Source organism: Frigidibacter sp. ROC022, from assembly GCF_024723735.1.
Taxonomy (GTDB): domain Bacteria; phylum Pseudomonadota; class Alphaproteobacteria; order Rhodobacterales; family Rhodobacteraceae; genus SLM-1.
In genome coordinates, this window is sequence record NZ_JANQDU010000004.1 from 349,167 (window position 1) to 372,076 (window position 22,910).

A 22,910-nucleotide genomic window follows, 5' to 3' on the forward strand; every position below is an offset into this window, starting at 1 on the left:
GGTCCGATACTGCAAAGGCCATGACATGATACGAACCCTGGTGCTTTCGATTTGCCTGGCAGCAACGCTGACCGGGCTGTCTGCCTGCAAGATCGTCAAGAACGACACCGGCGCCGAAGGCGCCATTCCGCCCGGGCCGGAAGGTGATGCGGCACGGATCGCGGCGCTTCTGGAAGAGACCTATGAAGCCAGGCTGGTGCCGCATGTCACCGACACGGCGACCGATATTTCGGCGCTGCGCAGTGCTCTGGCGGGCGGGCTGGATGCGGCAGGGGAGGCACATGGGGTGCGCGCCACCGGCGAGGGCAGCGCCTGGAGCTTTGCGGTCAAGGGCAGCGGCACCGTGGTCGAGCAGAACCGGAAGAGCCGCGCCGCGACCCTGGGGCTGGATACCGATGCCGACGGCAAGCCGGATACCACGCTGCAACTGGGGCCGGTGGTCAAGGGCACCGCGCTGCGCGATGTCGCGCCCTTCTATGTCTTCACGGATTTCCGCGATCAGATCGAATTCGCCCGGCTGGCCCGGGCGCTGAACGACAGGGCGGTCGGCGACCTGTCCCTGCCCGAAGGCGATCTGACCGGGCGCAGCGTGACCTTCCTCGGTGCCTTCGCGGCACGCTCGGCCAGCGATCCGATCCTGGTCGTGCCCCTGTCGATCGAGGTGAGTCCGTGACCGAGACCCATCCGATCGGTCTGTCCATTCGTGGCGGCACCAAGGTGTATCCCGGGACGCGGGCGCTGAAAGCGGTCGATTTCGATCTCCGCATGGGGGCCGTCAACGTGCTGGTCGGCGAGAATGGCGCCGGCAAGTCCACGATGATGAAGGTCATCGCCGGGGTCGAGTCGCTGACCGAGGGCAGCATCGAGATGGACGGCAAGCCCGTCCGGTTCCGCGACAAGGCGGATGCGGTGCGGCATGGCATCGGCATCGTGTTTCAGGAACTGAACCTGTTTCCGAACATGACGGTTGCCGAGAACATCTTCATCGCGCGCGAGAAGACCCGCGGCGGGATCGACATTGACCGTCAGGCGCAGAACCGGAAGACCCGGGAGCTGATGGAGCGTCTGGAGCAGAAGATCGATCCCGACACGCCGGTCGGTGAGTTGCGGATCGGGCAGCAGCAGATCGTCGAGATCGCCAAGAGCCTGGCGCAGGACGCCCGCATCCTGATCCTGGACGAACCGACCTCGGCCCTGTCCTCGACCGAGGTCGAGGTGCTGTTCCGGGTCATCGCCGATCTCAAGGCGCATGGGGTCGGGATCGTCTATATCTCGCACCGGCTGGAAGAGCTGATCCGGGTCGGCGACTACATCACCGTGCTGCGTGACGGGGTGGTGACGGGATCGCGGCCGATGAAGGGCGTCGATCTGGACTGGATCGTCCGCAACATGATCGGCGCGGCGTCCAAGGACTTCCCGCGGGCCGAGGCGACCCGGTTCGGAGAGGAGGTCTTTCGGGCCGAGGACGTGACGCTGCCCCGGGTCGGCGGCGGCTTCGCGGTCAACCATCTCTCGCTGTCGCTGCGGGCCGGGGAAATCCTGGGCCTCTACGGGTTGATGGGGGCAGGGCGGAGCGAGTTCCTCGAATGCATCATGACCCAGCACCCCGAGGCGACGGGGCGCTATTACATCGACGGAGAGCTTCTGCCGGACCGGGGCGTCGCCGGCCGGATTCAGCAGGGAATCGCGCTGATCCCCGAGGACCGCAAGCGGGACGGACTGATCCAGATCATGGCGATCCGCGAGAACATCACCCTGTCCTCGCTGCGTGATTTCACCCGGGTGTTCGATCTGAACCTGCGGGCGGAAGCCGCGGGCGCGATGGAGTTCGTCCGCCGTCTTGCGATCAAGATCGGCTCGCCGGAAAACCCCGTCTCCAGCCTCTCGGGCGGCAACCAGCAGAAGGTGGTGATCGGCAAGGCGCTGATGACCCGGCCGAAGGTGCTGCTGATGGACGAGCCGTCGCGCGGCATCGACATCGGCGCCAAGGCCGAGGTGTTCCGGATGATGCGCCGTCTTGCCGCCGAGGGTCTGGGGATCATCTTCGTGACCTCGGACCTGGATGAAGTCATGGCCCTGTCGGACCGGATCATCGTGATGGCCAATGGCCGCGCGATCGAGACATTCGACGGAATCGAAGCAGACCCGGCTCGGGTCATTGCCGCCGCGGCGCCCAAGCGCGCAAAGGAAACCATCTGATGACCGTGACCCTCTCGACCCCGAAGACCTTCAACGGCTCCGCCGCACTGCTGACCTTTCTGCAACTCAGAACCTTCGTGGCCCTCGGGCTGGTCTTTGCCTTCTTCGCGCTGGCGGCGCCGAATTTCCTGTCGGCCGCCAATGTCGTGATCATGTCCAAGCATGTGGCGCTGAACGCCTTCCTGGCCATCGGCATGACCTTCGTCATCATCACCGGGGGAATCGACCTGTCGGTCGGTTCGATCGTCGGGCTTTGCGCCATGGTCGCGGGCTGGCTGGTCCTGTACGGGATCGACCCGGGCTACGGCTGGTCGATCCAGTTCAACACGATCGAGATCTGCCTGATCGTCATGGCGGTCGGGATCGGGGTCGGGCTGATCAACGGGATACTGATCACCCAGCTGGCCGTCGCGCCGTTCATCGCGACGCTTGGCACGCTCTACATCGCGCGCGGGGCGGCGCTGCTGCTGTCCGGCGGCAGCACCTTTCCCAACCTCGTCGGCAACCCGGAATACGGGTCCGACACCTTCGGCCAGCTGGGGGCGGGCAGCATGCTGGGTATCCCGGTCTCGATCTGGCTGATGATCGCGGTTGTCCTGGCGGCCTCCTATGTCGCCAAGCGCACGCCCCTGGGGCGGCACATCTATGCGGTCGGCGGCAACGAGCGCGGCGCCGCCCTGTCGGGGGTCAAGGTCACCCGGGTCAAGATCGCGGTCTACATGTTCTCGGGGTTCTGCGCCGCCCTGGTCGGGCTGATCATCGCCTCGCAGCTTCAGGCCGCGCATCCTGCGACCGGCGAGACCTTCGAACTGAACGCGATTGCCGCCGCGGTGCTGGGCGGAACCTCGATGTCCGGCGGCCGCGGCAAGATACTCGGAACCGTGGTCGGCGCCTTCGTGATCGGCATCCTGTCCGACGGGCTGGTGATGATGGGGGTCTCGTCCTTCTGGCAGACCGTCATCAAGGGACTGGTCATCATCGCCGCGGTCGTCATCGACCAGGCACAACAGAAACTCCAGGCACGGGTCGTCCTGCAACAACAGGCCGCAGGCTAGGCATCGAACGGTGGGTCTTTCCGGCCTGAAGTTCTTCCTTTAGGAGAGCACTATGCGTGAGTTGCCTTCGGTTGTTTCTTAAGATTTGGGTTGCAAAGGATCAGGTGCTTGGAGACGAAACCAAACGAACATCGCGGCGAAGCACTGACAGGACTTCTGTCCGAGCCGCGGCGCCGGCGCATTCTGGAGTGGCTCCAGGAAGAGGGCAGCGCCCGGGTACGCGAACTGGCTGCGGCGTTCCAGGTGTCCGAGGCGACGATCCGCCAGGATCTGGAGAAGCTGGAAGGCGAGGGGTTCATCACCCGCGAACATGGCGGCGCCTTCCTGAACACCGTGCCGTCGCAGGTCGGGGCGATGACCCTGCACCATACCGAGAACATGGATCTGAAGCGCAAGATCGGCGCCTGCGCCGCAGCGCTGGTCGAGAATGGCGAGACGATCATCCTGGATGCCGGCACCACGACGACCGAAGTCGCCACCCGGCTGGTCAACCGCAAGAACCTGACGGTCATCACCAACGCGCTGAACATCGCGATGATCCTCGGCGCGGTGCCGGGCTTTGCCGTCCATATGCCGGGGGGGCAGTTCAAGGCGCCGACGCTGTCGCTTTCGGGGGACAAGTCGGTCGAGTACTTCCGCAACATCTTCGCCGGCAAGCTCTTTCTTGCGACCGCGGGCGTGGCGATCGACGCCGGGCTGACCTATCCCAGCTTCGCCGATCTGCAACTCAAGGAAGCGATGATCAAGGCTGCCAGCCATGTCTATCTGGTGGCGGATTCGACCAAGATCAACCGATCCTCCTTTACCCGGCTCGGTGCGCTGGAAGTGGTGAACACCTTCATCACGGATGACGGGATCAGCGACCGCGACGCCAAGGAGTTCGAACGCCGCGGCATCGCGATCCTGATCGCGAAATAGGCGGCGCGGCGACCCCCGACGCTCAGATCCGGAACAACGGCTGCAGCAGGCGCGGGATCAGCGCGTTGAACCGCAGCGGTGCGTCGGTGGCGGCCAGGCAGATGCAGGCCGGGCCGGGCTCGGCGATCGGTGTGTGCTCCAGTGACTGATCGGCAACCTCGACATCGCCAACCGCAAACCGCCCGGTTTCGTCGCGGAAGCTTCCCTCCAGCACCAGGGTCAGTTCCAGCCCGTTGTGGCTGTGATCCGGTACGGCCTGGCCGGGCGGAATCGACAGCAACCGGACCGAGCCGTCGCGATCCGCCGCCAGGATGCTTTGCCGGACCCCCAGGCCGAGCGATTTCCAGCGGGGCGGCTTGCCCTTCAGGGCTTCGACCACCGGGCCGGGGAAGACGCCCGAGCGCTGGAAACGCGGCTCCGGCACGAAGGGGGCATCGAGCAGATCGAGAACGCCGGACTTCAGCCGATCCGAGACCGGCTCGGCGCCGACCGAGTCCAGGACCACGCCGCCGGCGGCCTGATGTGCCTCGACGGTGGCCCGGCAGTCGAGGCACAGCGACACATGCGCCGCCACGACCAGTGAATAGGCCTGCGGCAGGTTGCCCGTGGCATAGGCCGCCAGCAGGGCGTCCGGGATATGATGGGTGATCGCGGTCATCTCAGCGCAGTTCCTTCAACTCGTGCCGCAGGCGGTCCAGGCCCAGCCGGATGCGGGATTTTATCGTGCCCAGCGGCAGGCCGGTCTGGCTGCTGATCTCCTGATGGGTCAACTCGCCCAGATAGGCTTTCTCGATCATCTCGCGCTGGTTCGGTTTCAGCCGGGTCAGCGCCTGTTTCAACTGGCCGGCTTCCTGTTCGACCGCCAGCATCTGGCCGGGATCGGGCCCGGTCTCCGGGTCTTGGTCCAGTTCTTCGGGCCGGGGCCGCCGATCTTTGCGGATCATGTCGATCTGGCGGTTTCGGGTGATCTGATAGATCCAGGCCGACACCTGCGCCCGGGCCGGGTCGAACTGGCCGGCCTTGCGCCAGATGGTCAACATGACCTCCTGCACGATTTCCTCGGCCTGCGCCGGGCTGGTCCCCGAGCGCATCACGAAGCCCTTCAGGCGCGGCGCGAAATGGTCGAACAGCGCCGCGAAGGCCGCCCGGTCGCGCTGGTCGCGCACCGCCAGCATCAAGAGCGTCTCCGGCGAGATCTGGACGGAAGGGTCTGTCACCTGTTCCATGTCCTTTCGAGACCGCGGCGCGGGGCGGCAGAGGGGCGGGTCGGTATCTTCGCTTGCAATCAACATAGCCACGATACGGGGCCCGAGGTAAGTCGGATCATAAATTGATCCGATTTCCCGACCCGCGCGTAACAGGTGCGTATCTCAAGCCGGAGCCAGAATGTCCCGCGACGCCATGCCCATCCGCCCGCAACGCATCGCCATCATCGGCGGTGGCGTTTCCGGGCTCGCCGCGGCCTATCTTCTGGCGCCGCACCATGCGGTGACGCTTTTCGAGGCGGCGCCGACCCTTGGTGGCCATGCGCGCACGGTTCTGGCCGGTCGGCATGGCGAGCAGCCGGTCGATACCGGGTTCATCGTCTTCAACTATGCCAACTATCCGCATCTGACGCGGATGTTTCAGGACCTTGATGTTCCGGTGGCGCGAAGCGACATGAGCTTCGGTGCCTCGATCAATGGCGGGCAGATCGAATACGGGCTGGGCAGCCTGCGCGCCCTGACCGCCCAGAAAGGCAACCTCGCCCGCCCCGGCTTTGTCCGGATGGTCCGCGACATCCTGCGCTTCAACGCCCGGGCCGAAGGGCTTGCCACCGACGACGGCACAACGATCGGCGAGGTGATGGAGGTCCTGCGCCTCGGGCGCTGGTTCCAGGATTTCTACCTGATGCCGCTCTGCGGAGCGATCTGGTCCAGCACGCCGGACCAGATCCGGGCCTTCCCGGCCCGTGCCCTGATCCAGTTCTTCCGCAACCACGCCCTGCTGAGCGCCACGGGGCAGCACCCGTGGTGGACGGTGGCGGGCGGCAGCGTCGAATATGTCCGGCGGCTGGAGCACCATCTGCGCGGGCGCGGCGTCGCGATCCGCGCCGCGACCCCGGTGGACAGCGTCACCCGCGATGGCCGCAAGAGCCGCATACACAGCAGCGCCGGCACGCTGGAGGCTTTCGACCAGGTGATCTTCGCCTGCCATTCCGATCAGGCGCTGCGGCTGCTCGCCGCGCCGACGCCGGAAGAACGCCGCGCCCTCTCGGCGATCCGGTTCCAGGACAACCAGATGATCCTGCACTGCGACGCCAGCCAGATGCCGCGCCGCCGCGCGGTCTGGTCAAGCTGGGTCTACAAGACCGACACCACCCGGCCCGACCCCGCCATCGGCGTCACCTACTGGATGAACCGCCTGCAGAACATCCCCGAAAGTGACCCTCTGTTCGCGTCGCTGAACCCGTCGCGGGAAGTGCCGGACCACCTGATCTACGACCAGAAGACCTTTCGCCACCCGGTGTTCGATGCCGGAGCCCTGGCGGCGCAGCGGCAACTCTCCGCGCTTCAGGGCCGGCACAACACTTGGTTCGCCGGGGCCTACACCCGGCACGGGTTCCACGAAGACGGATTTGCCAGCGCCGCCCGGATCGTGCGACTGATGGATCGGCAAATCGCATGACGGGTGGTCCGGAACATATCATCGGCGTAACCACGCACAGCCGACGGGGGGCGATCCGGCACCGGTTTCGCTATGGCGTCGACTATGTGCTGATCGATCCCGAAGCCTCGGCCCGCGGCCCGCTGCTGTTCTCGCGCAGCCGCTTCAACCTGGCGGCGGTTCAGGATCGCGACCACGGCGGCCCGATCGGCGCCGGTCGCGGCCCGGTCTGGGCCCGCGAGGTTCTGGCTGCGGCCGGGCTGACGGACCCGGGCCTGACCCTGATGTTGCTGACCCAGCCCCGGTTTCTGGGCTTTGGCTTCAACCCGGTGAGCTTCTGGCTGGCTTGCGATGGTGCGGCGCTGATCGCGGTGATCGCCGAGGTCTCGACCCCTTTCGGCGACCGCCATTCCTACCTCTGCCACCGTCCCGGCTTTGCACCGATCGGCGCCGACAGCCGGATCACCGCCCCGAAGGCGCTGCATGTCTCGCCCTTCCAGCAGATCGCGGGCAGCTACGAATTCGGCTTCGACCTGACGCCTGACCGCATCGCGATCCGGATCCTGCACCGGAACGGCGACGAGGGCGTCATTGCAACGCTCTCCGGCCCGCGCGCGACGCTGACCAATGCCGGACTGCTGCGCGCCGCCCTGCGTCGCCCGCTGGGCGCGCTCCGCACCCTTGCGCTGATCTACTGGCAGGCCCTGCGCCTGAAACTGAAAGGCGCCCGATATCGGACCCGACCGACCCCACCAAAATCCGAGGTGACCTGATGCTGTTCCTGACCAACCGCGTGAAGCATGACTTTCTGGAGACCTGTGCAAGGATCAGAACCGGCAGCCTGCGTCTGCGCACGCCCGAGGGCGAGACCTACGATTTCGGTCAGGGCAGCCCCGCAGCCGAGATGGAGATCCGCGACTGGTCGGTGGTCACCGCGCTTGCGGCCCGCGGCGATATCGGGCTGGGCGAAACCTATGTCGCCGGTCTGTGGGAGACCCCGTCGATCGCGGACCTGACCGCCGTTGCGCTCGGCAATCTCGAACAGTTTCGCGGCTATGCCTACGCCGGGTTCTGGAACAGTCTGAAATTCCGCTTCGTCAACCGGCTGATGCGGGCCAATACCCGGCGCGGCGCGGCCCGGAACATCCGCAGCCATTACGATGTGGGCAACGAGTTCTACCAGCTCTGGCTCGACGAAAGCATGACCTATTCCTCGGCCATCTTCGCGCCGGACGATGACGACCTGCACCGGGCCCAGACCCGAAAATACGACCGGATTCTGCAACGTCTCGGCGAAGGCGAGGGCGTGCTGGAAATCGGCTGCGGCTGGGGCGGGTTCGCCGAACGGGCCGCGAACTCGGGGCGCAGGGTCACCGGGCTGACGATCTCGCCCAGCCAGAAGGGCTATGCCGATGCGCGTCTGGACGGGCGCGCCGACATCCGGTTGCAGGACTACCGCGAGACGACCGGGACATTCGACAATATCGTTTCGATCGAGATGATCGAGGCCGTCGGCCAGGCCTATTGGCCGACCTATTTCGCCACGCTCAAGGCGCGGCTGGCCGAACATGGGCGGGCAATGATCCAGGCGATCACGGTGCCCGACAGCTATTTCGACACCTATCGGCGCAGCTCCGACTATATTCGCCACTACACCTTTCCCGGCGGCATGCTGCTGTCGCAAGGGGTGATCGCGGATCAGGCCCGCCGCGCCGGTCTGGCTGTCCGGAACGTCCACGCTTTCGGGGCCGACTATTCCCGCACCTGCGCCTTGTGGAACGCAAGGCTGGACGGCGCGGCGGACCGCATCAGGCGGCTTGGCCATGACAGCGGCTTCCTGCGCAACTGGCGCTTCTACCTGGGCATCTGCACGGCCTCCTTCGCCGTGGGCCAGACCGATGTGGTCCAGGTCGAGCTGGCCCATGCCTGAACCGGAGCGGATCTGGATCATCGGCGCAAGCGAGGGCATCGGTGCCGCCCTGGCGCGGGCATGGGCGGGGCAGGGGGCGCGGCTGATCCTGTCGGCCCGCTCGTCCGGTCGTCTCGACGAGCTCTCCGCCGAGTTCGGGCCGGGCCATGTCGCGCTGCCGCTCGACGTCGGGGATCGCGGCAGCATCGACGCGGCCGTCGAGCGCATCGCGGCGACCGGGCCTCTGGACCGGGTGGTCCATCTCGCGGCGCTCTATGATCCGGGCCGGGTCGAGGAGCTTGACCCCGAGCGGGCGGCGCGGATCGTCACGGTCAACCTGACCGGCAGCTTCCATGTCGCGCAGGTCGCGCCGCGACTGCTGCGGCGCGGCGGACAACTGGCGCTCTGCGGCTCGGTCGCGGGCTATATCGGTCTGCCGCAGGGCCAGATCTATTCCGCAACAAAGGCCGGGGTGATCAATCTGGCCGAATCCCTGCACGTCGAGCAGGCCGGCCGCCTCGACGTGCGGCTGATCTCGCCGGGTTTCGTCGATACAAGGCTGACGCGGCGCAACGACTTCGACATGCCCGGAATCGTCTCTGCCGAAACGGCCGCCCGGGCGATCATCGCGGGGTTGAACCGGCGCCGGTTCGAGGTGCATTTCCCGCGCCGCCTGACATTCGGGCTCAAGCTGCTTGCCGCCATGCCCTATTGGGCCTGCTTGCCACTTACCCGCAGGCTGGTCCGTTGATCCTCGGCGCGTCCGCCGCACAGGAGACAATCCCATGCAGATCCTGATCCTCTACGGTGTCACCGCCGTGTTCTTCTTTGCGCTGGATGCGGCCGGTCTTCGGCTGCTGATCAAACCGGTTTTCGAGCGCCACGTCTCGCATCTCTTCGCCGAGCCGTTTCGCGTGGTGCCCGCCGCGCTGTTCTATCTGGGCTATGTCGCGGGCCTGTTGTGGTTCGTTTCGCTGCCCGCATTGCGTGCCGGTGATCCCCTGGCGGCGCTGCTCGGCGGTGTGGCCCTCGGGCTTCTCGCCTATGGCACCTACGAGTTCACCAACTACGCCACGCTTCGTGACTGGTCGGTCGAACAACTGGTCGTCGACACGATCTGGGGCGGCGTCCTGACCGGGGTGTCGGCCTGGGCGGGGGTCCTGCTGGTCCGCGCCCTGGGCTGAAGAGAACCCGCCAAGGTTGCAAGTTCTGGCCGCACTTCCGCCCGATTCGGTGACCAGACTGGCGTCACCTGTCCCCGACGCGAGCGATTGGATTTCAGATGGATGCCCTGGCGAGAAACGACGATCCGACCCTTCCGGTCCGGTCGCCGCACGCCATGGCCGTCCACAGCCCGGAACTCGCCGGTTTGGAAAAGGTCCGCGCCCGATTCCTTGAATCGCATTACGATCACCACGACCGGCTGGAAATCCTGCTGGAACGGGTGAGCCGGGGCGAGGATGTCGCCACGCATCTGAGCGAGGCGAAGGGCATGTTGCACCGGATCGCCGGAACCGCCGGAATGCTGGGCTATGGACGGCTGGGCACCGAAGCCCGCGAAGTCGAATACCTGCTCGACACCGAACTGGCCAATGCGGTGGAACAGCCGGATCGGGCGATCCTGGCCATCGACCGGTTCCTCGACACGTCGATGGCGGTCTGCGTCCCCGATCCCTGAGAAGCCGGCAGCGTCATGGGCAGTCGTCCTGCCTGCGACAGTTCAGCCCTTGATTCAATCAATCGATTGATTAAAGTGGGGCGCAAGGAGTTGCAGATGCCCGAGTCGCACGTGCCCCGACCGCAGCCAGCGCAGGACAGCGAGGTTCCGACCGGAACCCGTGCCGCGCTTCTGGATGCAGGGCTGCACCTGTTCGGCAAGAAGGGCTTCGATGCCACCTCGACCCGTGAACTGGCCGAACGGGCGGGCACCAATGTCGCCTCGATCGCCTATCATTTCGGCGGCAAGGACGGGCTGCATCTGGCCTGCGGCGCCGAGCTGGTGCGCCGGTTCAAGGCGGTGATCGGCAGCCACCCCCTGCCGGTGCCCGAGACGGCCGAGGCCGCACGCGCGCTTCTTGAGAGGATACTCCGCCAGTTCACCGGGTTCCTGCTGGCCGGCTCGCAGGTCAGCGATCTGGTCGGTTTCATGCTGCGCGAGGTGAGCAGCAACGGCCCGGTGCTGAGCCTCGTCTACAGCAACATGATCGAACCGAAGCATCGCGAGCTTTGTGCGATCTGGGCCAGGGCCAGCGGCGAGCCGGTCGAGTCCGAAGCCCTGCGGCTGCGGGTCTTCTCCTTGCTGGGCCAGGTGCTCTATTTCCGGATCGGCCACTCGATCGTCGCGCGTCGCATGGACTGGGAGGCATTCGGCCCCGCCGAGGTCGATCAGATCACCCAAATCCTGATTGAGAATCTGCACAGACTTCTGACCCCGGAGGACATCAAATGAGCGCCTTGGTCTGCTCGATCCCGTTGCTTTCGGCCCTGTTCACCTCCTGCCTGCCGCCGCTGCCCTATGCCTCGGGCTATGTCGAAGGCGAATATGTGCTGGTCGCCCCGGTGGCGACGGCGCAGATCACCCGCCTGTTGGTCGATCGCGGTGACAGGGTGGCCGCCGGAGAGCCCTTGGTCGACATGGAGCGCCGCGACGCGGTGATCGCGCTGGCCTCGGCCGAGGCGGCGCTGGCCCAGGCCGAGGCCAATCTGGCGAACCTTCTGGAAGGGGCCAGGCCGGAAGAGATCAAGGCGATCGAAGCCTCGCTGACCTCGGCAAAGGCGCAGGCCGACGAGGCCGCGCGGACCGCCGAGCGCAACCGGTCGCTGGCCGAGCGCGGGGTGATCACCGCGACACAGCGCGACGACGCCCAGACCGCCGCCGAAGTGGCCCGCGCCAAGGTGGCCGAGATCGAGGCCAACCTCGCCGCGGCGCAGCTTCCGGCCCGGCCGCAGCTGATCGCCGCCGCCCGCGCCGCGCTGGACGGCGCCCGCGCCGCCCGCGACAAGGCGCGATGGAACCTTGACCAGCGGCAACTGTCCGCCGCCACGCCGGGGACCATCTTCGACATCATCCGCAGCCCCGGAGAACTGGCCGGCCCCTCGGCGCCGGTGCTGTCGATGCTGCCGGACGGGGCGGTGAAGCTGCGGCTCTATGTCCCCGAGGACGTGGTCTCGGAGATTCATCCGGGCAGCCGGCTGAGCGTGCATTGCGACGGCTGCCAGCCCGGCCTGACCGCGACGGTCAACTATGTCTCGGATGCGCCCGAGTTCACCCCGCCGGTGATCTATTCGCTGGAGAACCGGCAGAAGCTGGTGTTCCTGATCGAGGCCCGCCCGGACAGCGACTCGGGCGCGTTGAAGCCGGGCCAGATTGTCGATGTCGATCTGGCCGACCTACCGGAGACGCCCGCCGAATGACGCCCGAGAACGCCATATCGGTGCAGGGCCTGGTCAAGCGCTTCGGCAACCGCACCGTGGTCGATCAGGTCTCGCTCGACGTGGCGGCGGGTGAGATCGCCGGCTTCCTGGGTCCGAACGGGTCGGGCAAGACCACGACGATCCGGCTGATGTGCGGCCTGCTGACCCCCGATGCCGGCTCCGGCACCGTGCTGGGCCGCGACATCCTCAGCGAAGGCGCGGCGATCAAGCGCGAGGTCGGCTACATGACCCAGCGGTTCTCGTTCTACGAGGACCTGTCGATCGAGGAGAACCTCAACTTCGTCGCCGGGCTCTACCGGTTGCGCCCGGCGCGGCGCTATGTGCGTGACACGCTGGAAGACCTCGGGCTGACCTCGCGCCGCCATCAACTGGCGGGGTCGCTGTCGGGCGGCTGGAAACAGCGGCTGGCGCTGGCCGCCTGCATCATGCACAAGCCGCGCCTGCTGATGCTGGACGAGCCGACCGCGGGCGTCGATCCCAAGGCGCGGCGCGAGTTCTGGGATGAAATCCATACCCGGGCCGCGGAAGGTCTGACGGTGCTGGTCTCGACCCATTACATGGACGAGGCCGAGCGGTGCCACCGGATCAATTACATCGCCTATGGCAGGCTGGTGGCGCGCGGCACCGTGGACGAGGTGGTGGCGGGCGCCGGTCTGACGACGCTGGTGCTGAACGGCACGGCCGCGGCCACCGCGGCGGCGGCAAAGCAACTGCGCGGCGCGCCGGGCGTGGCACAGGTGGCGCCCTTCGGCACCACGCTGCATGTGGTCGGCCATGACGCGGCGGCGTTGCGCGCCTCGGCCGAGGCGGCGGCAAAATCCACCGGGTCGAGCCTGCATGACAGCGAGACCTCTCTCGAGGACGTGTTCATCCAGCTGATGGGCGCCGCGCAGGACAACATGCAATGAGCCGCTGGTTTTCGGTCCGCCGTCTCTGGACGCTGCTGGTGAAGGAAGTGATCCAGATGCGGCGCGACAGGGTCACCTTCGCGATGATGCTGGGCGTGCCGCTGATGCAGTTGCTGCTGTTCGGCTTCGCGATCAATTCCGATCCCAAGAACCTGCCCGCGGCGCTGGTCGCCCCGACCCAGGACCGGTTCACCCGCGCCATCGTCACGGCGCTGGAACTGACGAATTACTATCGCTTTTCCTACGCCGGGGTTTCCGCCGCCGAGGCCGAGGCGCTGCTGGTCCGGGGCGATGTCTCTTTCGTCGTCACCGTGCCGTCCGACTTCGGCCGCCGGGTCGAGCGTGGAGATCATCCGACGATCCTGGTCGAGGCCGATGCCACCGACCCCTCGGTCGCCTCGGGCGCGATCTCGACACTCAGCACCGTCGCCGCCGAGGCGCTTCTGCGTGAACTGGGAACCGAAGCGCAGGCCGAAGCCCAGGCCGAGACCCAGCTGCAGGTGGTGGTCCACAAGCGCTACAACCCCGAAGGCATCACGCAATACAACATCGTGCCCGGACTGCTGGGGGTGATCCTGCAGATGACCATGGTGATGATGACCTCGATGGCACTGACCCGCGAGATCGAGCGCGGGACGATGGAGAACCTGCTGGCGATGCCGGCCTCTCCGATCGAAATCATGCTGGGCAAGGTGCTGCCCTATCTCGGTGTCGGTTCGGTGCAGGTGGTGGTGGTCCTGCTGGCGGCCAAGCTGATCTTCGGTGTGCCCTTCGTCGGCGGCTTGCCGTTGCTGCTGACCGGGGTGTTCATCTTTGTCCTGTCGCTGGTGATCCTCGGCTATCTGATCTCGACGGCGGCGCGGACCCAGATGCAGGCGATGCAGCTGACGTTTTTCTTCTTCCTGCCGTCGCTGATGCTCTCGGGATTCATGTTTCCGTTCCGGGGAATGCCGGTCTGGGCGCAGAAGCTGGGCGAGATCTTCCCGTTGACGCATTTCCTGCGGATGATCCGGGCGGTGATGCTGAAAGGCTCGGACTATGCCGGGGTCGCCCAGCCGCTGGCGGCGATGGGCGTCTTCGTGCTGATCTTCTCGATCCTTGCGCTGTTGCGCTTCCGCCGGACGCTGGACTGAGACAACGGGCCGCGCGGCCTGCGCGGGGGCAGGGGCGAACCGGCGGCCGCGGCCATGGCCTTTCCCCCGATACACCATGGGGGCGCGGCTTGCGCCGCGCCCCCAGGCACTCGCTACCCTTCCGGACCAGGGGTCCGGACAATCGGACCTACTGCCAGGACTTGATCAACTCGTCGTAGCTGATGGTCTGGGGCGTGTCCTTTTCGTTCTCGATCTTCAGCTGCGGGGCCAGGTTGCCCTTGGCGACCGCATCCGCGTTCCAGTAGGCAAGGTCATGCTCTTCGGCCAGCTTCGGGCCGATGTCGCCCTGGATGCCGGCCCGCTCGAGCCGTGCCAGAACCTTCTCCTGCTCGGCACAGAGGCTGTCCATCGCCTCCTGAGCGGTCTTGGCCCCCGAGGACGCATCCCCGATCGCCTGCCACCAGAGCTGCGCCAGCTTCGGATAGTCCGGAACGTTGGTGCCGGTGGGCGACCACTGGACCCGCGCCGGCGACCGGTAGAACTCGATCAGCCCGCCCAGTTCCGGCGCACGCTTGGTGAAGCTCTCGTCCTGGATCGAGCTTTCCCGGATCAGGGTCAGGCCGACATGGGACTTCTTCAGGTCCACGGTCTTCGAGACGACGAACTGGGCATAGAGCCAGGCCGCCTTGGCGCGATCGTCCGGGGTCGATTTCAGCAGGGTCCAGGAACCCACGTCCTGGTAGCCCAGCTTCATCCCGTCCTTCCAGTAGACACCGTGCGGCGAGGGGGCCATGCGCCATTTCGGCGTGCCGTCCTCGTTCATCACCGGCAGGCCGGGCTTGACCATGTCGGCGGTGAAGGCGGTGTACCAGAACATCTGCTGGGCAATCTCGCCCTGCGCCGGGACCGGGCCGGCCTCGCCGAAGGTCATGCCCTGGGCGGCGGGCGGCGTGTATTTGGCCAGCCACTCCAGATATTTCTCGATCGCGTAGACAGATGCCGGGCCGTTGGTGTCGCCACCACGGGCCACGCAGGAGCCGACCGGGCGGTCGTTCTCGTCGACCTTGATGCCCCATTCGTCGACCGGCTTGCCGTTCGGCAGGCCCTTGTCGCCGTTTCCGGCCATCGACAACCAGGCATCGGTGAACCGCCAGCCGAGGCTCGGGTCCTTCTTGCCGTAGTCCATGTTGCCGTAGACCGATTTCGGGCCGCCCATATAGGACATGTCGCGACCGGTGAAGAATTCGGCGATGTCCTCATAGGCCGACCAGTTGATCGGCACGCCGAGCTCGTAGCCGTATTTCGCCTTGAAGTCGGCCTTGGTCTTCTCGTCGTTGAACCAGTCGTAGCGGAACCAGTAGAGGTTGGCGAATTGCTGGTCGGGAAGCTGATACAGCTCGCCGTCCGGCGCGGTGGTGAAATCGGTCCCGATGAAGTCGTCGAGGTCCAGCATCGGGTCGGTGACATCCTTGCCGACGCCGGCCATCCAGTCGGTCAGGCTGCGGGCCTGCTGATAGCGCCAGTGGGTGCCGATCAGGTCCGAGTCGTTGACATAGGCATCATAGATGTTCTCGCCCGACTGCATCTGCGTTTGCAGCTTCTCGACCACATCGCCTTCGCCGATCAGATCATGGGTGACCTTGATGCCGGTGATCGCGGTGAAGGCAGGGGCCAGCACCTTGGACTCATACTCATGCGTGGTGATGGTTTCCGAAACCACCTTGATCTCCATCCCGGCAAAGGGCTTGGCGGCGTCGATGAACCACTGCATCTGCTTTTCCTGATCGGCCCGGTCCAGCACCGAGAGATCGCCGATCTCGGAATCGAGGAACGCTTTCGCGGCCTCCATATCGGCCCAACTCGGGCCGGTCAGCGCGCACATCGCCAGGGCGATGGCGGTTGCAGAGTAACGTAGTCTCATGGTCTTCCTCCCGTCGTGTTGATTCTTCTCAGTTCAGTGGTCTTCCCCGGCACGGGCTCCTCTCCGTCCGGCATTCTGTGTCAGACCCAGCGGAACACCGCCGCGGCCCAGATCAGGCAGACGGCCAGCGCCCACCAGAGATTGGTCGAGATCAGCCCCAGCCAGGCCAGGCAGATGAAGGCCGAGCCGAGGAGCGAAATGAACAGCCGGTCGCCGCGCGTGGTCTCGATGCGCAGCACCCCGACGCGGGGCGTTTCCGGGTAGCGGATCGCCAGCACCGTCATGATGATCAGCAGCAGGGCGATGACGCCGAAGAAGATCGCGGTCGGCCAGGTCCATGCCATCCAGGCCATGATCATACCCTCCCCAGGGCAAAGCCCTTGGCGATGTAGTTGCGGACGAACCAGATGACCAAGGCACCCGGAATGATGGTCAGTACCCCCGCCGCCGCCAGCACGCCCCAGTCCATGCCGCTGGCCGAGACCGTGCGGGTCATGGTGGCCGCGATCGGCTTGGCATTGACGCTGGTCAGGGTGCGGCTCAGCAGCAGCTCGACCCAGGAGAACATGAAGCAGAAGAAGGCGGCCACGCCGATCCCGCTGGCGATCAGCGGCATGAAGATGCGGATGAAGAAGCGCGGGAAGGAATAGCCGTCGATATAGGCGGTCTCGTCGATCTCGCGCGGGACGCCGCGCATGAAGCCTTCCAGGATCCAGACCGCCAGCGGCACGTTGAACAGGCAATGCGCCAGCGCCACCGCGATATGGGTGTCGAAGAGACCGATCGAGGAATAGAGCTGGAAGAAGGGCAGCGCGAAGACCGCCGGCGGCGCCATGCGGTTGGTCAGCAGCCAGAAGAACAGGTGCTTGTCACCCATGAAGCGGTAACGGCTGAAGGCATAGGCCGCCGGCAGCGCCACCACGATCGAGATCACCGTGTTCTCGACCACATAGATGATCGAGTTGATGTAGCCCCAGTACCAGGCCGGATCGGTGAAGATGACCGCGTAGTTGTGAAAGGTCAGCTCGCGCGGGAACAGCGAGAAGACGCTTAGGATCTCCTCGTTGTTCTTCAGGCTCATGTTCACCAGCCAGTATATCGGCAGCAGCAGGAAGACGATGTAGACCGTCATCACGATCGGGCTGGTCAGCCCGCGCCGGGCCGCGCGGCGCCGCGCCGGAGCAGCAGAGAGGGTGGCGTCGGTCATTGTCCGTCCTCCCGGTCGAGATTGGTCATCACGGTGTAGAACACCCAGGAGATCAGCAGGATCACCACGAAGTACATCAGGCTGAACGCCGCCGCCGGACCCAGGTCGAACTGGCCGATGGCCATCTTCACCAGGTCGATCGACAGGAAGGTCGTGGCATTGCCCGGCCCGCCTCCGGTGACGACGAAGGGCTCGGTATAGATCATGAAGCTGTCCATGAAGCGCAGCAGGATGGCGATCAGCAGCACGCCCTGCATCTTCGGCAGCTCGATGTAGCGGAACACGCTCCAGCGTCCGGCCTGGTCGATCTTGGCGGCCTGGTAATAGGCATCCGGGATCGACCGCAGCCCGGCATAGGCCAGCAGCGCGACCAGCGAGGTCCAGTGCCAGACATCCATCACGATCACGGTGACCCATGCGTCCAGCACGTCATTGGTATAGTTGTAGTCGATCCCGATCGCGGCCAGCGAATGGCCCAGCAGCCCGATATCCACGCGGCCGAAGATCTGCCAGATCGTGCCGACGACATTCCACGGGATCAGCAGCGGCAGCGACATCAGCACCAGGCAGACCGAGGCCCAGACGCCCTTCTTCGGCATGTTCAGCGCGATGAAGATGCCCAGCGGCACCTCGATCAGCAGGATGATGGTCGAGAACAGCGCCTGCCGCCCGAGTGCATTCCACAGCCGGTCCGAATGCACCATCTCGTCGAACCACTCCAGCCCGGCCCAGAAGAACTGGTTGTTGCCGAAGGTGTCCTGCACCGAATAGTTGACAACTGTCATCAGCGGGATGACGGCCGAGAAGGCGACCAGAAGCAGGACCGGAAGGACCAGGAACCAGGCTTTCTGATTGGTGGGCTTGTCCATCACGCGGCCTCCCCGTTCAGACGCCAGTCATCGGCATAGACGCCGATCTTCTCGCGGGCGAAGGCCAGCCGGGTCATGTCGGCCGAGACCGGCCAGCCTTCGGGGGCGATGGCGTTGATTTCATGGCCGAAGAAATCGGCGCGGACGATCCGGTGCCGGCCGACGTCCTCGATCCGGCGGACCTTGACCGGCAGGCCCTCGTCGGCGTTCAGCGTCACGAATTCCGGGCGGATGCCGATCTGCACCCGGCCCTGCGGTGCGCCGTAGCCGCGATCCAGCGCGAGCTCGGTTCCCTCGACATAGGCCTTGCTGCCCTCGACCCTGGCGTCGATCAGATTCATCCCCGGCGAGCCGATGAAATAGCCGACGAAGGTATGCGCCGGGGTCTCGAACAGCTCTTCCGGCGTGCCCATCTGCACCACCCGGCCCTCGTGCATCACCACCACCTTGTCGGCGAAGGTCAGGGCCTCGGTCTGATCATGGGTGACATAGATCATCGTATGACCGAACTCGCGATGCAGCGACTTGAGCTGGGTCCGGAGCTCCCATTTCATATGCGGGTCGATGACCGTCAGCGGCTCGTCGAACAGGATGGCGTTCACATCGGCCCGGACCATGCCGCGGCCGAGGCTGATCTTCTGCTTGGCATCGGCGGTCAGCCCGCGCGCCTTGCGGCCCAGAACCGGGGTCATGCCGATCATCCCGGCGATCTCCTCGACCCGGGCGGCGATCTCGGCGGCGGGCAGGCCGCGGTTCTTCAGCGGGAAGGCCAGGTTGTCGCGCACCGTCATGGTGTCGTAGACGACCGGGAACTGGAACACCTGCGCGATGTTGCGCGCCGCGGTCGGCGCCATGGTCACGTCCTTGTCGCCGAACAGCACCCGGCCTTCCGACGGGGTCAGCAGGCCCGAGATGATGTTGAGCAGGGTCGTCTTGCCGCAGCCCGACGCGCCCAGAAGCGCATAGGCGCCGCCGTCCTCCCAGACGTGATCCATGGTCTTCAGTGCATAGTCTTCCTCGCCCCCGGGGTGGGGAAGATAGCTGTGCGCCAGACCCGATAGCGTGATGCGTGCCATGTGCTTGCCCCCCTCAGGCTGCCGCCGCCGTGGCGGCCAGGGCCACGAAAGTGCCGGCTTCGTCGAAGACATAGACCTGGTCCGGGTTCAGCCAGACCGGCAGTTCGTCGCCGGACGACAGGTGGTGAACGCCCTCGGCCAGCGCGATCCAGCGGTCGCTGCCGTGGTCCAGATGCACGAAGGTTTCCGAGCCGGTGATCTCGGTCACCGCCACCTTGCCGTGAAACTGCAGTGCCATGTCGGAATGCCGGCCCAGCCGCAGGTGAGAGGCGCGGAACCCGGCCGTGAAACGGCCATCGGGCAGTGCCGCGAGCGGCCCCGAGGCCTCGACCGTCTGGCCCTCTCCGAACATCAACCTGTGCCCGGCCTTCGAAATCGTCAGGAAATTCATCGGCGGGTCCGAGAATACCCGCGCCGTGATGCGGTCCTTCGGGTGCCGGTAGACCTCGGGTGTCGGGCCGAACTGGGTGACGCGGCCCTGCCAGAGCGTCGCGGTATTGCCGCCCAGCAGCAGCGCCTCTTCCGGTTCGGTCGTGGCATAGACGAAGACCGCGCCCTGTTCGGCGAAGATGCGCGGGATCTCGGCGCGGAGCTCTTCGCGCAGCTTGTAGTCGAGATTGGCCAGTGGCTCGTCCAGCAGCACCAGCCCGGCGCCCTTGACCAGCGCCCGGGCCAGGGCGCAGCGCTGTTGCTGGCCGCCCGACAGTTCCAGCGGCCGGCGGTCGAGATAGGGCCCGAGCTTCAGCATCTCGGCGACCTTGCCGACCTCGCGGTCGATCTCGGCCTTGCTGCGGCCCAGAAGTTTCAGGGGAGAAGCGATGTTGTCGCGGACGCTCAGCGTCGGGTAGTTGATGAACTGCTGATAGACCATCGCCACCTCGCGGTCCTGGACCCGAACCCCGGTGACATCCCTGTCGTTCCACAGAACCCGCCCCGCGGTCGGCTGGTCCAGTCCCGCCATCAACCGCATCAGCGAGGTCTTGCCCGAGAGGGTCGGCCCCAGCAGCACGTTCATCGAGCCGGCTTCCAGCCGCAGGTCGGTCGGATGGATATGGGTCTGGCCGGCCACGACCTTGGCCACTCCCGCGAATTCCAGCGCCATGTTCCTCCCTCCCTTCGTTCAGACCGCGGCCCGCAGCCCCTCCGGCTTGGCCTCGGCCATGAAGTCATCCAGTGCGGCGATCTGCTCTGCCGTCATCCGCAGGCCCAGCTTGGACCGCCGCCAGACCACGTCCTCGGCGGTGCGGGCATATTCGTGATGCATCAGCCAGCGCACTTCCGCCTCGGACAGGGTCCCGCCGAAATCGCGGCCCAGGGCCTCGGGGCTGTCGGCGCCGCCCAGAACCTCGGTCGCTTCGGTGCCATAGGCGCGGATCAGCCGTCCCGCCCAGTAGTCATCCAGCCAGGGGTAGGCGTCGCGCAGACGGGCCGTCAGATCGGCGACCCCGTCCACCGGGAAGTCGCCCCCCGGCAGCGGCACGCCGGCCGTCCAGGCAGGTTCCTTCAGCCCCAGATGCGGCGCCAGCTTGTCCAGCGCGGCCTCGGCCAGCCGCCGGTATGTGGTGATCTTGCCGCCAAATACGTTCAGCAGCGGCGCCCCCCGGGTGTCGAGTAACAGCACATAGTCCCGCGTCGCCGCCGTCGCGGACTTGGCGCCGTCGTCGTAGAGCGGGCGCACCCCCGAATAGGTCCAGACGATCTGATCGCGGGTCACGGGCTTGGCGAAATACTGGCTGGCGAAGGCGCAGAGGTAGTCCTGCTCCTCCTCGGTGCAGACGGCCGTTCCGGGTGCGCCGTCATGATCATGGTCGGTGGTGCCGATCAGGGTGAAGTCCTGTTCATAGGGGATCGCGAAGATGATCCGCCCGTCGCTGCCCTGGAAGAAATAGCAGCGGTCGTGATCGAACAGGCGGGCGGTCACGATATGGCTGCCCCGGACCAGCCGCACGCCTTCGCTCGAGTCGATCCCCAACGTCCCGCGCAGAACCTGCTCGACCCAGGGTCCACCGGCATTGACCACGGCGCGGGCCGTCACCTCGGCCGATTTGCCATCCCGTTCCACCGTGATCTGCCAGAGATCGCCCTGGCGCCGCGCCTCGGTCACCTTGGCGCGGGTCAGGACCGTGGCGCCGCGCGCCTCGGCATCGCGGGCGTTCAGAACGACCAGCCGCGAATCCTCGACCCAGCAGTCGGAGTATTCGAAGGCCTTCCGGAATTTCGGGTTCAGCGGTCGTCCCGCAGGATCGGTCGTCAGGTCCAGCGTCCGGGTCGCGGGCAGGATCTTGCGGCCGCCGAGATGGTCATAGAGGAACAGGCCGAACCGGATCAGCCATGCCGGCCGCCGGCCCCGGGTCCAGGGCATCACCACCGAGAGCAGCCGCGAGGTGGGCGTCTGCCCCTCGAACCGCATGCTCTTGTGATAGGGCAGCACGAAACGCATCGGCCAGGAGATGTGCGGCATCGCCTTCAGCAGCGTTTCGCGTTCGACCAGGGCCTCGCGGACCAGCCGGAACTCGAAATACTCCAGATAGCGCAGCCCGCCGTGGAACAGCTTGGTCGAGGAAGAGGATGTCGCCTGCGCCAGGTCGCCCATCTCGGCGAGGCAGACCTTGAGTCCCCGGCCGGCGGCGTCGCGGGCGATGCCGCAGCCGTTGATGCCGCCACCGATGACGAACAGGTCGTAGGGGCTGTCTTCGCCGAGTCGCACGTCGTCTCCCAAGCCGGTTTCGCCGCGAAGGAACCACGCAACGCGGATTCACGCAAGTGTGAAATCTTCGTTTTCTTTCATTTTGCGCTGCGGCATCTTCATTTTGCATCGCGGCGAAGAAATCCGATTGCGATCCGCCGCGCATTTCGGGAAGGTGAGCAAATGGCGCAAAGCTTTAGAAAACCGCAGATTCTCGACATCGCCAGGATCGAAGGCCGGGTTCTGGTCGATGATCTGGCCGCCCGGATGGGGGTCACGGCACAGACCATCCGCAAGGACCTGAGCGAGTTGGCCGACGCCGGAAAACTGGAGCGGGTGCATGGCGGTGCGGTCCTGCCCTCGGGCACTTCGAACATCGCCTACGAGCAGCGCCGGGTGCTTCAAGGCAGCGCCAAGGCCGCGATCGGACGGGCGGTGGCGGCGGATATTCCGGCCAATGCCTCGCTCTTTCTCAACATCGGCACCACGACCGAAGCGGTAGCCCGCGAGTTGCTGGGGCATCAGAACCTGCTGGTGGTGACCAACAACATGAATGTGGCCAACATCCTGCTGGCCAACCCGGAATGCGAGATCATCCTGGCGGGCGGCAGGGTTCGGCGCTCGGACGGCGGGCTGGTCGGCAATCTGACCGTCTCGGTCATCGAACAGTTCAAGTTTGATTTCGCGGTGATCGGCTGTTCCGCGATGGACGACGACGGCGATCTTCTGGACTTCGACCTGCAGGAAGTCGGCGTCAGCCAGACCATCCTGCGGCATTCCCGCAGCGCCTTCCTTGTCTCGGATCACAGCAAGCTCCTGCGCTCGGCGCCGGTGCGGATCAGTTCGCTGTCCGCGATCGACACATTCTACACCGACCGTGCACTGCCCGAGGGGCTGGCCCGGAAATGCCGGGACTGGAAAACCGAAGTCCGGCTCTGCGGCAGCGACTAGGCTGCCGCCGGCGCCAAGACCCGGACTTCACTCTGC

At 65.9% G+C, this 22,910-nt stretch carries 24 protein-coding genes; 15 read left to right on the top strand and 9 right to left on the bottom strand.

Annotation, left to right across the window (positions count from 1 at the left end):
- Positions 1–25: 25 nt before the first annotated feature.
- The 4 genes from NUW50_RS17660 to NUW50_RS17675 all read left to right on the top strand — a co-directional run bounded on the left by NUW50_RS17660 (position 26) and on the right by NUW50_RS17675 (position 4,172).
- On the top strand, positions 26–673 hold the full coding sequence (locus NUW50_RS17660) for a DUF2291 family protein (protein WP_258290484.1): 648 nt from the start codon (positions 26–28) through the stop codon (positions 671–673).
- Complete coding sequence (locus NUW50_RS17665; RefSeq protein ID WP_258290485.1) at positions 670–2,199, top strand: sugar ABC transporter ATP-binding protein; 1,530 nt, start codon at positions 670–672, stop codon at positions 2,197–2,199. The genes NUW50_RS17660 and NUW50_RS17665 overlap by 4 nt, the downstream gene beginning before the upstream one ends.
- Complete coding sequence (locus NUW50_RS17670) at positions 2,199–3,254, top strand: ABC transporter permease (RefSeq protein ID WP_258290486.1); 1,056 nt, start codon at positions 2,199–2,201, stop codon at positions 3,252–3,254. The genes NUW50_RS17665 and NUW50_RS17670 overlap by 1 nt, the downstream gene beginning before the upstream one ends.
- 108 nt (positions 3,255–3,362) lie before the next feature.
- Complete coding sequence (locus NUW50_RS17675) at positions 3,363–4,172, top strand: DeoR/GlpR family DNA-binding transcription regulator (RefSeq protein ID WP_258290487.1); 810 nt, start codon at positions 3,363–3,365, stop codon at positions 4,170–4,172.
- Between the two features lie 22 nt (positions 4,173–4,194).
- On the opposite strand, the gene NUW50_RS17680 is transcribed toward NUW50_RS17675, so the two are convergent.
- Positions 4,195–4,830 carry a ChrR family anti-sigma-E factor gene (locus NUW50_RS17680; protein WP_258290488.1) on the bottom strand — a complete coding sequence of 212 codons (636 nt, stop codon included), beginning with the start codon at positions 4,828–4,830 and terminating at the stop codon, positions 4,195–4,197.
- Position 4,831: 1 nt separating this feature from the next.
- Positions 4,832–5,398 carry a sigma-70 family RNA polymerase sigma factor gene (locus NUW50_RS17685; RefSeq protein ID WP_258290489.1) on the bottom strand — a complete coding sequence of 189 codons (567 nt, stop codon included), beginning with the start codon at positions 5,396–5,398 and terminating at the stop codon, positions 4,832–4,834.
- 160 nt (positions 5,399–5,558) lie between these two features.
- On the opposite strand from NUW50_RS17685, the gene NUW50_RS17690 reads away from it, so the two are divergent.
- The 10 genes from NUW50_RS17690 to NUW50_RS17735 all read left to right on the top strand — a co-directional run bounded on the left by NUW50_RS17690 (position 5,559) and on the right by NUW50_RS17735 (position 14,203).
- On the top strand, positions 5,559–6,839 hold the full coding sequence (locus NUW50_RS17690) for an NAD(P)/FAD-dependent oxidoreductase (protein WP_258290490.1): 1,281 nt from the start codon (positions 5,559–5,561) through the stop codon (positions 6,837–6,839).
- The gene (locus NUW50_RS17695; protein WP_258290491.1) at positions 6,836–7,591 is read left to right on the top strand and encodes a DUF1365 domain-containing protein; all 756 of its coding nucleotides are present in this window, start codon (positions 6,836–6,838) and stop codon (positions 7,589–7,591) included. The genes NUW50_RS17690 and NUW50_RS17695 overlap by 4 nt, the downstream gene beginning before the upstream one ends.
- Positions 7,591–8,748: an SAM-dependent methyltransferase gene (locus NUW50_RS17700; protein WP_258290492.1), complete on the top strand. Its 1,158-nt coding sequence runs from the start codon at positions 7,591–7,593 to the stop codon at positions 8,746–8,748. The genes NUW50_RS17695 and NUW50_RS17700 overlap by 1 nt, the downstream gene beginning before the upstream one ends.
- The gene (locus tag NUW50_RS17705; protein ID WP_258290493.1) at positions 8,741–9,478 is read left to right on the top strand and encodes an SDR family NAD(P)-dependent oxidoreductase; all 738 of its coding nucleotides are present in this window, start codon (positions 8,741–8,743) and stop codon (positions 9,476–9,478) included. The genes NUW50_RS17700 and NUW50_RS17705 overlap by 8 nt, the downstream gene beginning before the upstream one ends.
- A gap of 34 nt (positions 9,479–9,512) precedes the next feature.
- Positions 9,513–9,911 carry a DUF2177 family protein gene (locus NUW50_RS17710; protein WP_258290494.1) on the top strand — a complete coding sequence of 133 codons (399 nt, stop codon included), beginning with the start codon at positions 9,513–9,515 and terminating at the stop codon, positions 9,909–9,911.
- 98 nt (positions 9,912–10,009) lie between these two features.
- Positions 10,010–10,405: an Hpt domain-containing protein gene (locus NUW50_RS17715; RefSeq protein ID WP_258290495.1), complete on the top strand. Its 396-nt coding sequence runs from the start codon at positions 10,010–10,012 to the stop codon at positions 10,403–10,405.
- A 96-nt stretch (positions 10,406–10,501) separates the two neighbouring features.
- A complete protein-coding gene (locus NUW50_RS17720; RefSeq protein WP_258290496.1) occupies positions 10,502–11,176 on the top strand; it encodes a CerR family C-terminal domain-containing protein in 675 nt (224 codons plus the stop codon).
- Positions 11,173–12,141 (top strand): HlyD family secretion protein, encoded by a 969-nt coding sequence (locus NUW50_RS17725; RefSeq protein WP_258290497.1) that lies wholly within the window; start codon positions 11,173–11,175, stop codon positions 12,139–12,141. Before NUW50_RS17720 ends, NUW50_RS17725 begins: the two co-directional genes overlap by 4 nt.
- Entirely contained in the window at positions 12,138–13,070 is a 933-nt protein-coding gene (locus tag NUW50_RS17730; RefSeq protein WP_258290498.1) for an ABC transporter ATP-binding protein, read from the top strand. Before NUW50_RS17725 ends, NUW50_RS17730 begins: the two co-directional genes overlap by 4 nt.
- Positions 13,067–14,203, top strand: coding sequence for an ABC transporter permease (locus NUW50_RS17735; protein ID WP_258290499.1), 1,137 nt, complete (start codon positions 13,067–13,069; stop codon positions 14,201–14,203). The genes NUW50_RS17730 and NUW50_RS17735 overlap by 4 nt, the downstream gene beginning before the upstream one ends.
- 148 nt (positions 14,204–14,351) lie before the next feature.
- On the opposite strand, the gene NUW50_RS17740 is transcribed toward NUW50_RS17735, so the two are convergent.
- From NUW50_RS17740 to glpD, 7 genes are all read right to left on the bottom strand, one after another.
- Positions 14,352–16,085 carry an ABC transporter substrate-binding protein gene (locus NUW50_RS17740; RefSeq protein WP_258290500.1) on the bottom strand — a complete coding sequence of 578 codons (1,734 nt, stop codon included), beginning with the start codon at positions 16,083–16,085 and terminating at the stop codon, positions 14,352–14,354.
- An 80-nt stretch (positions 16,086–16,165) separates the two neighbouring features.
- A complete protein-coding gene (locus NUW50_RS17745) occupies positions 16,166–16,438 on the bottom strand; it encodes a DUF2160 domain-containing protein (RefSeq protein WP_258290501.1) in 273 nt (90 codons plus the stop codon).
- Positions 16,439–16,440: 2 nt separating this feature from the next.
- Complete coding sequence (locus tag NUW50_RS17750) at positions 16,441–17,217, bottom strand: carbohydrate ABC transporter permease (protein ID WP_258290627.1); 777 nt, start codon at positions 17,215–17,217, stop codon at positions 16,441–16,443.
- Positions 17,218–17,288: 71 nt separating this feature from the next.
- Complete coding sequence (locus tag NUW50_RS17755) at positions 17,289–18,161, bottom strand: carbohydrate ABC transporter permease (RefSeq protein ID WP_258290502.1); 873 nt, start codon at positions 18,159–18,161, stop codon at positions 17,289–17,291.
- Positions 18,161–19,237 carry an ABC transporter ATP-binding protein gene (locus NUW50_RS17760; protein WP_258290503.1) on the bottom strand — a complete coding sequence of 359 codons (1,077 nt, stop codon included), beginning with the start codon at positions 19,235–19,237 and terminating at the stop codon, positions 18,161–18,163. Before NUW50_RS17760 ends, NUW50_RS17755 begins: the two co-directional genes overlap by 1 nt.
- A gap of 13 nt (positions 19,238–19,250) precedes the next feature.
- Positions 19,251–20,339: an ABC transporter ATP-binding protein gene (locus NUW50_RS17765; RefSeq protein WP_258290504.1), complete on the bottom strand. Its 1,089-nt coding sequence runs from the start codon at positions 20,337–20,339 to the stop codon at positions 19,251–19,253.
- Positions 20,340–20,357: 18 nt separating this feature from the next.
- Entirely contained in the window at positions 20,358–21,944 is a 1,587-nt protein-coding gene (glpD, locus tag NUW50_RS17770) for a glycerol-3-phosphate dehydrogenase (RefSeq protein ID WP_258290505.1), read from the bottom strand.
- A 162-nt stretch (positions 21,945–22,106) separates the two neighbouring features.
- Between glpD and NUW50_RS17775 the strand changes: the two genes are divergently transcribed.
- Positions 22,107–22,874: a DeoR/GlpR family DNA-binding transcription regulator gene (locus NUW50_RS17775; protein WP_258290506.1), complete on the top strand. Its 768-nt coding sequence runs from the start codon at positions 22,107–22,109 to the stop codon at positions 22,872–22,874.
- Positions 22,875–22,910: the final 36 nt, after the last annotated feature.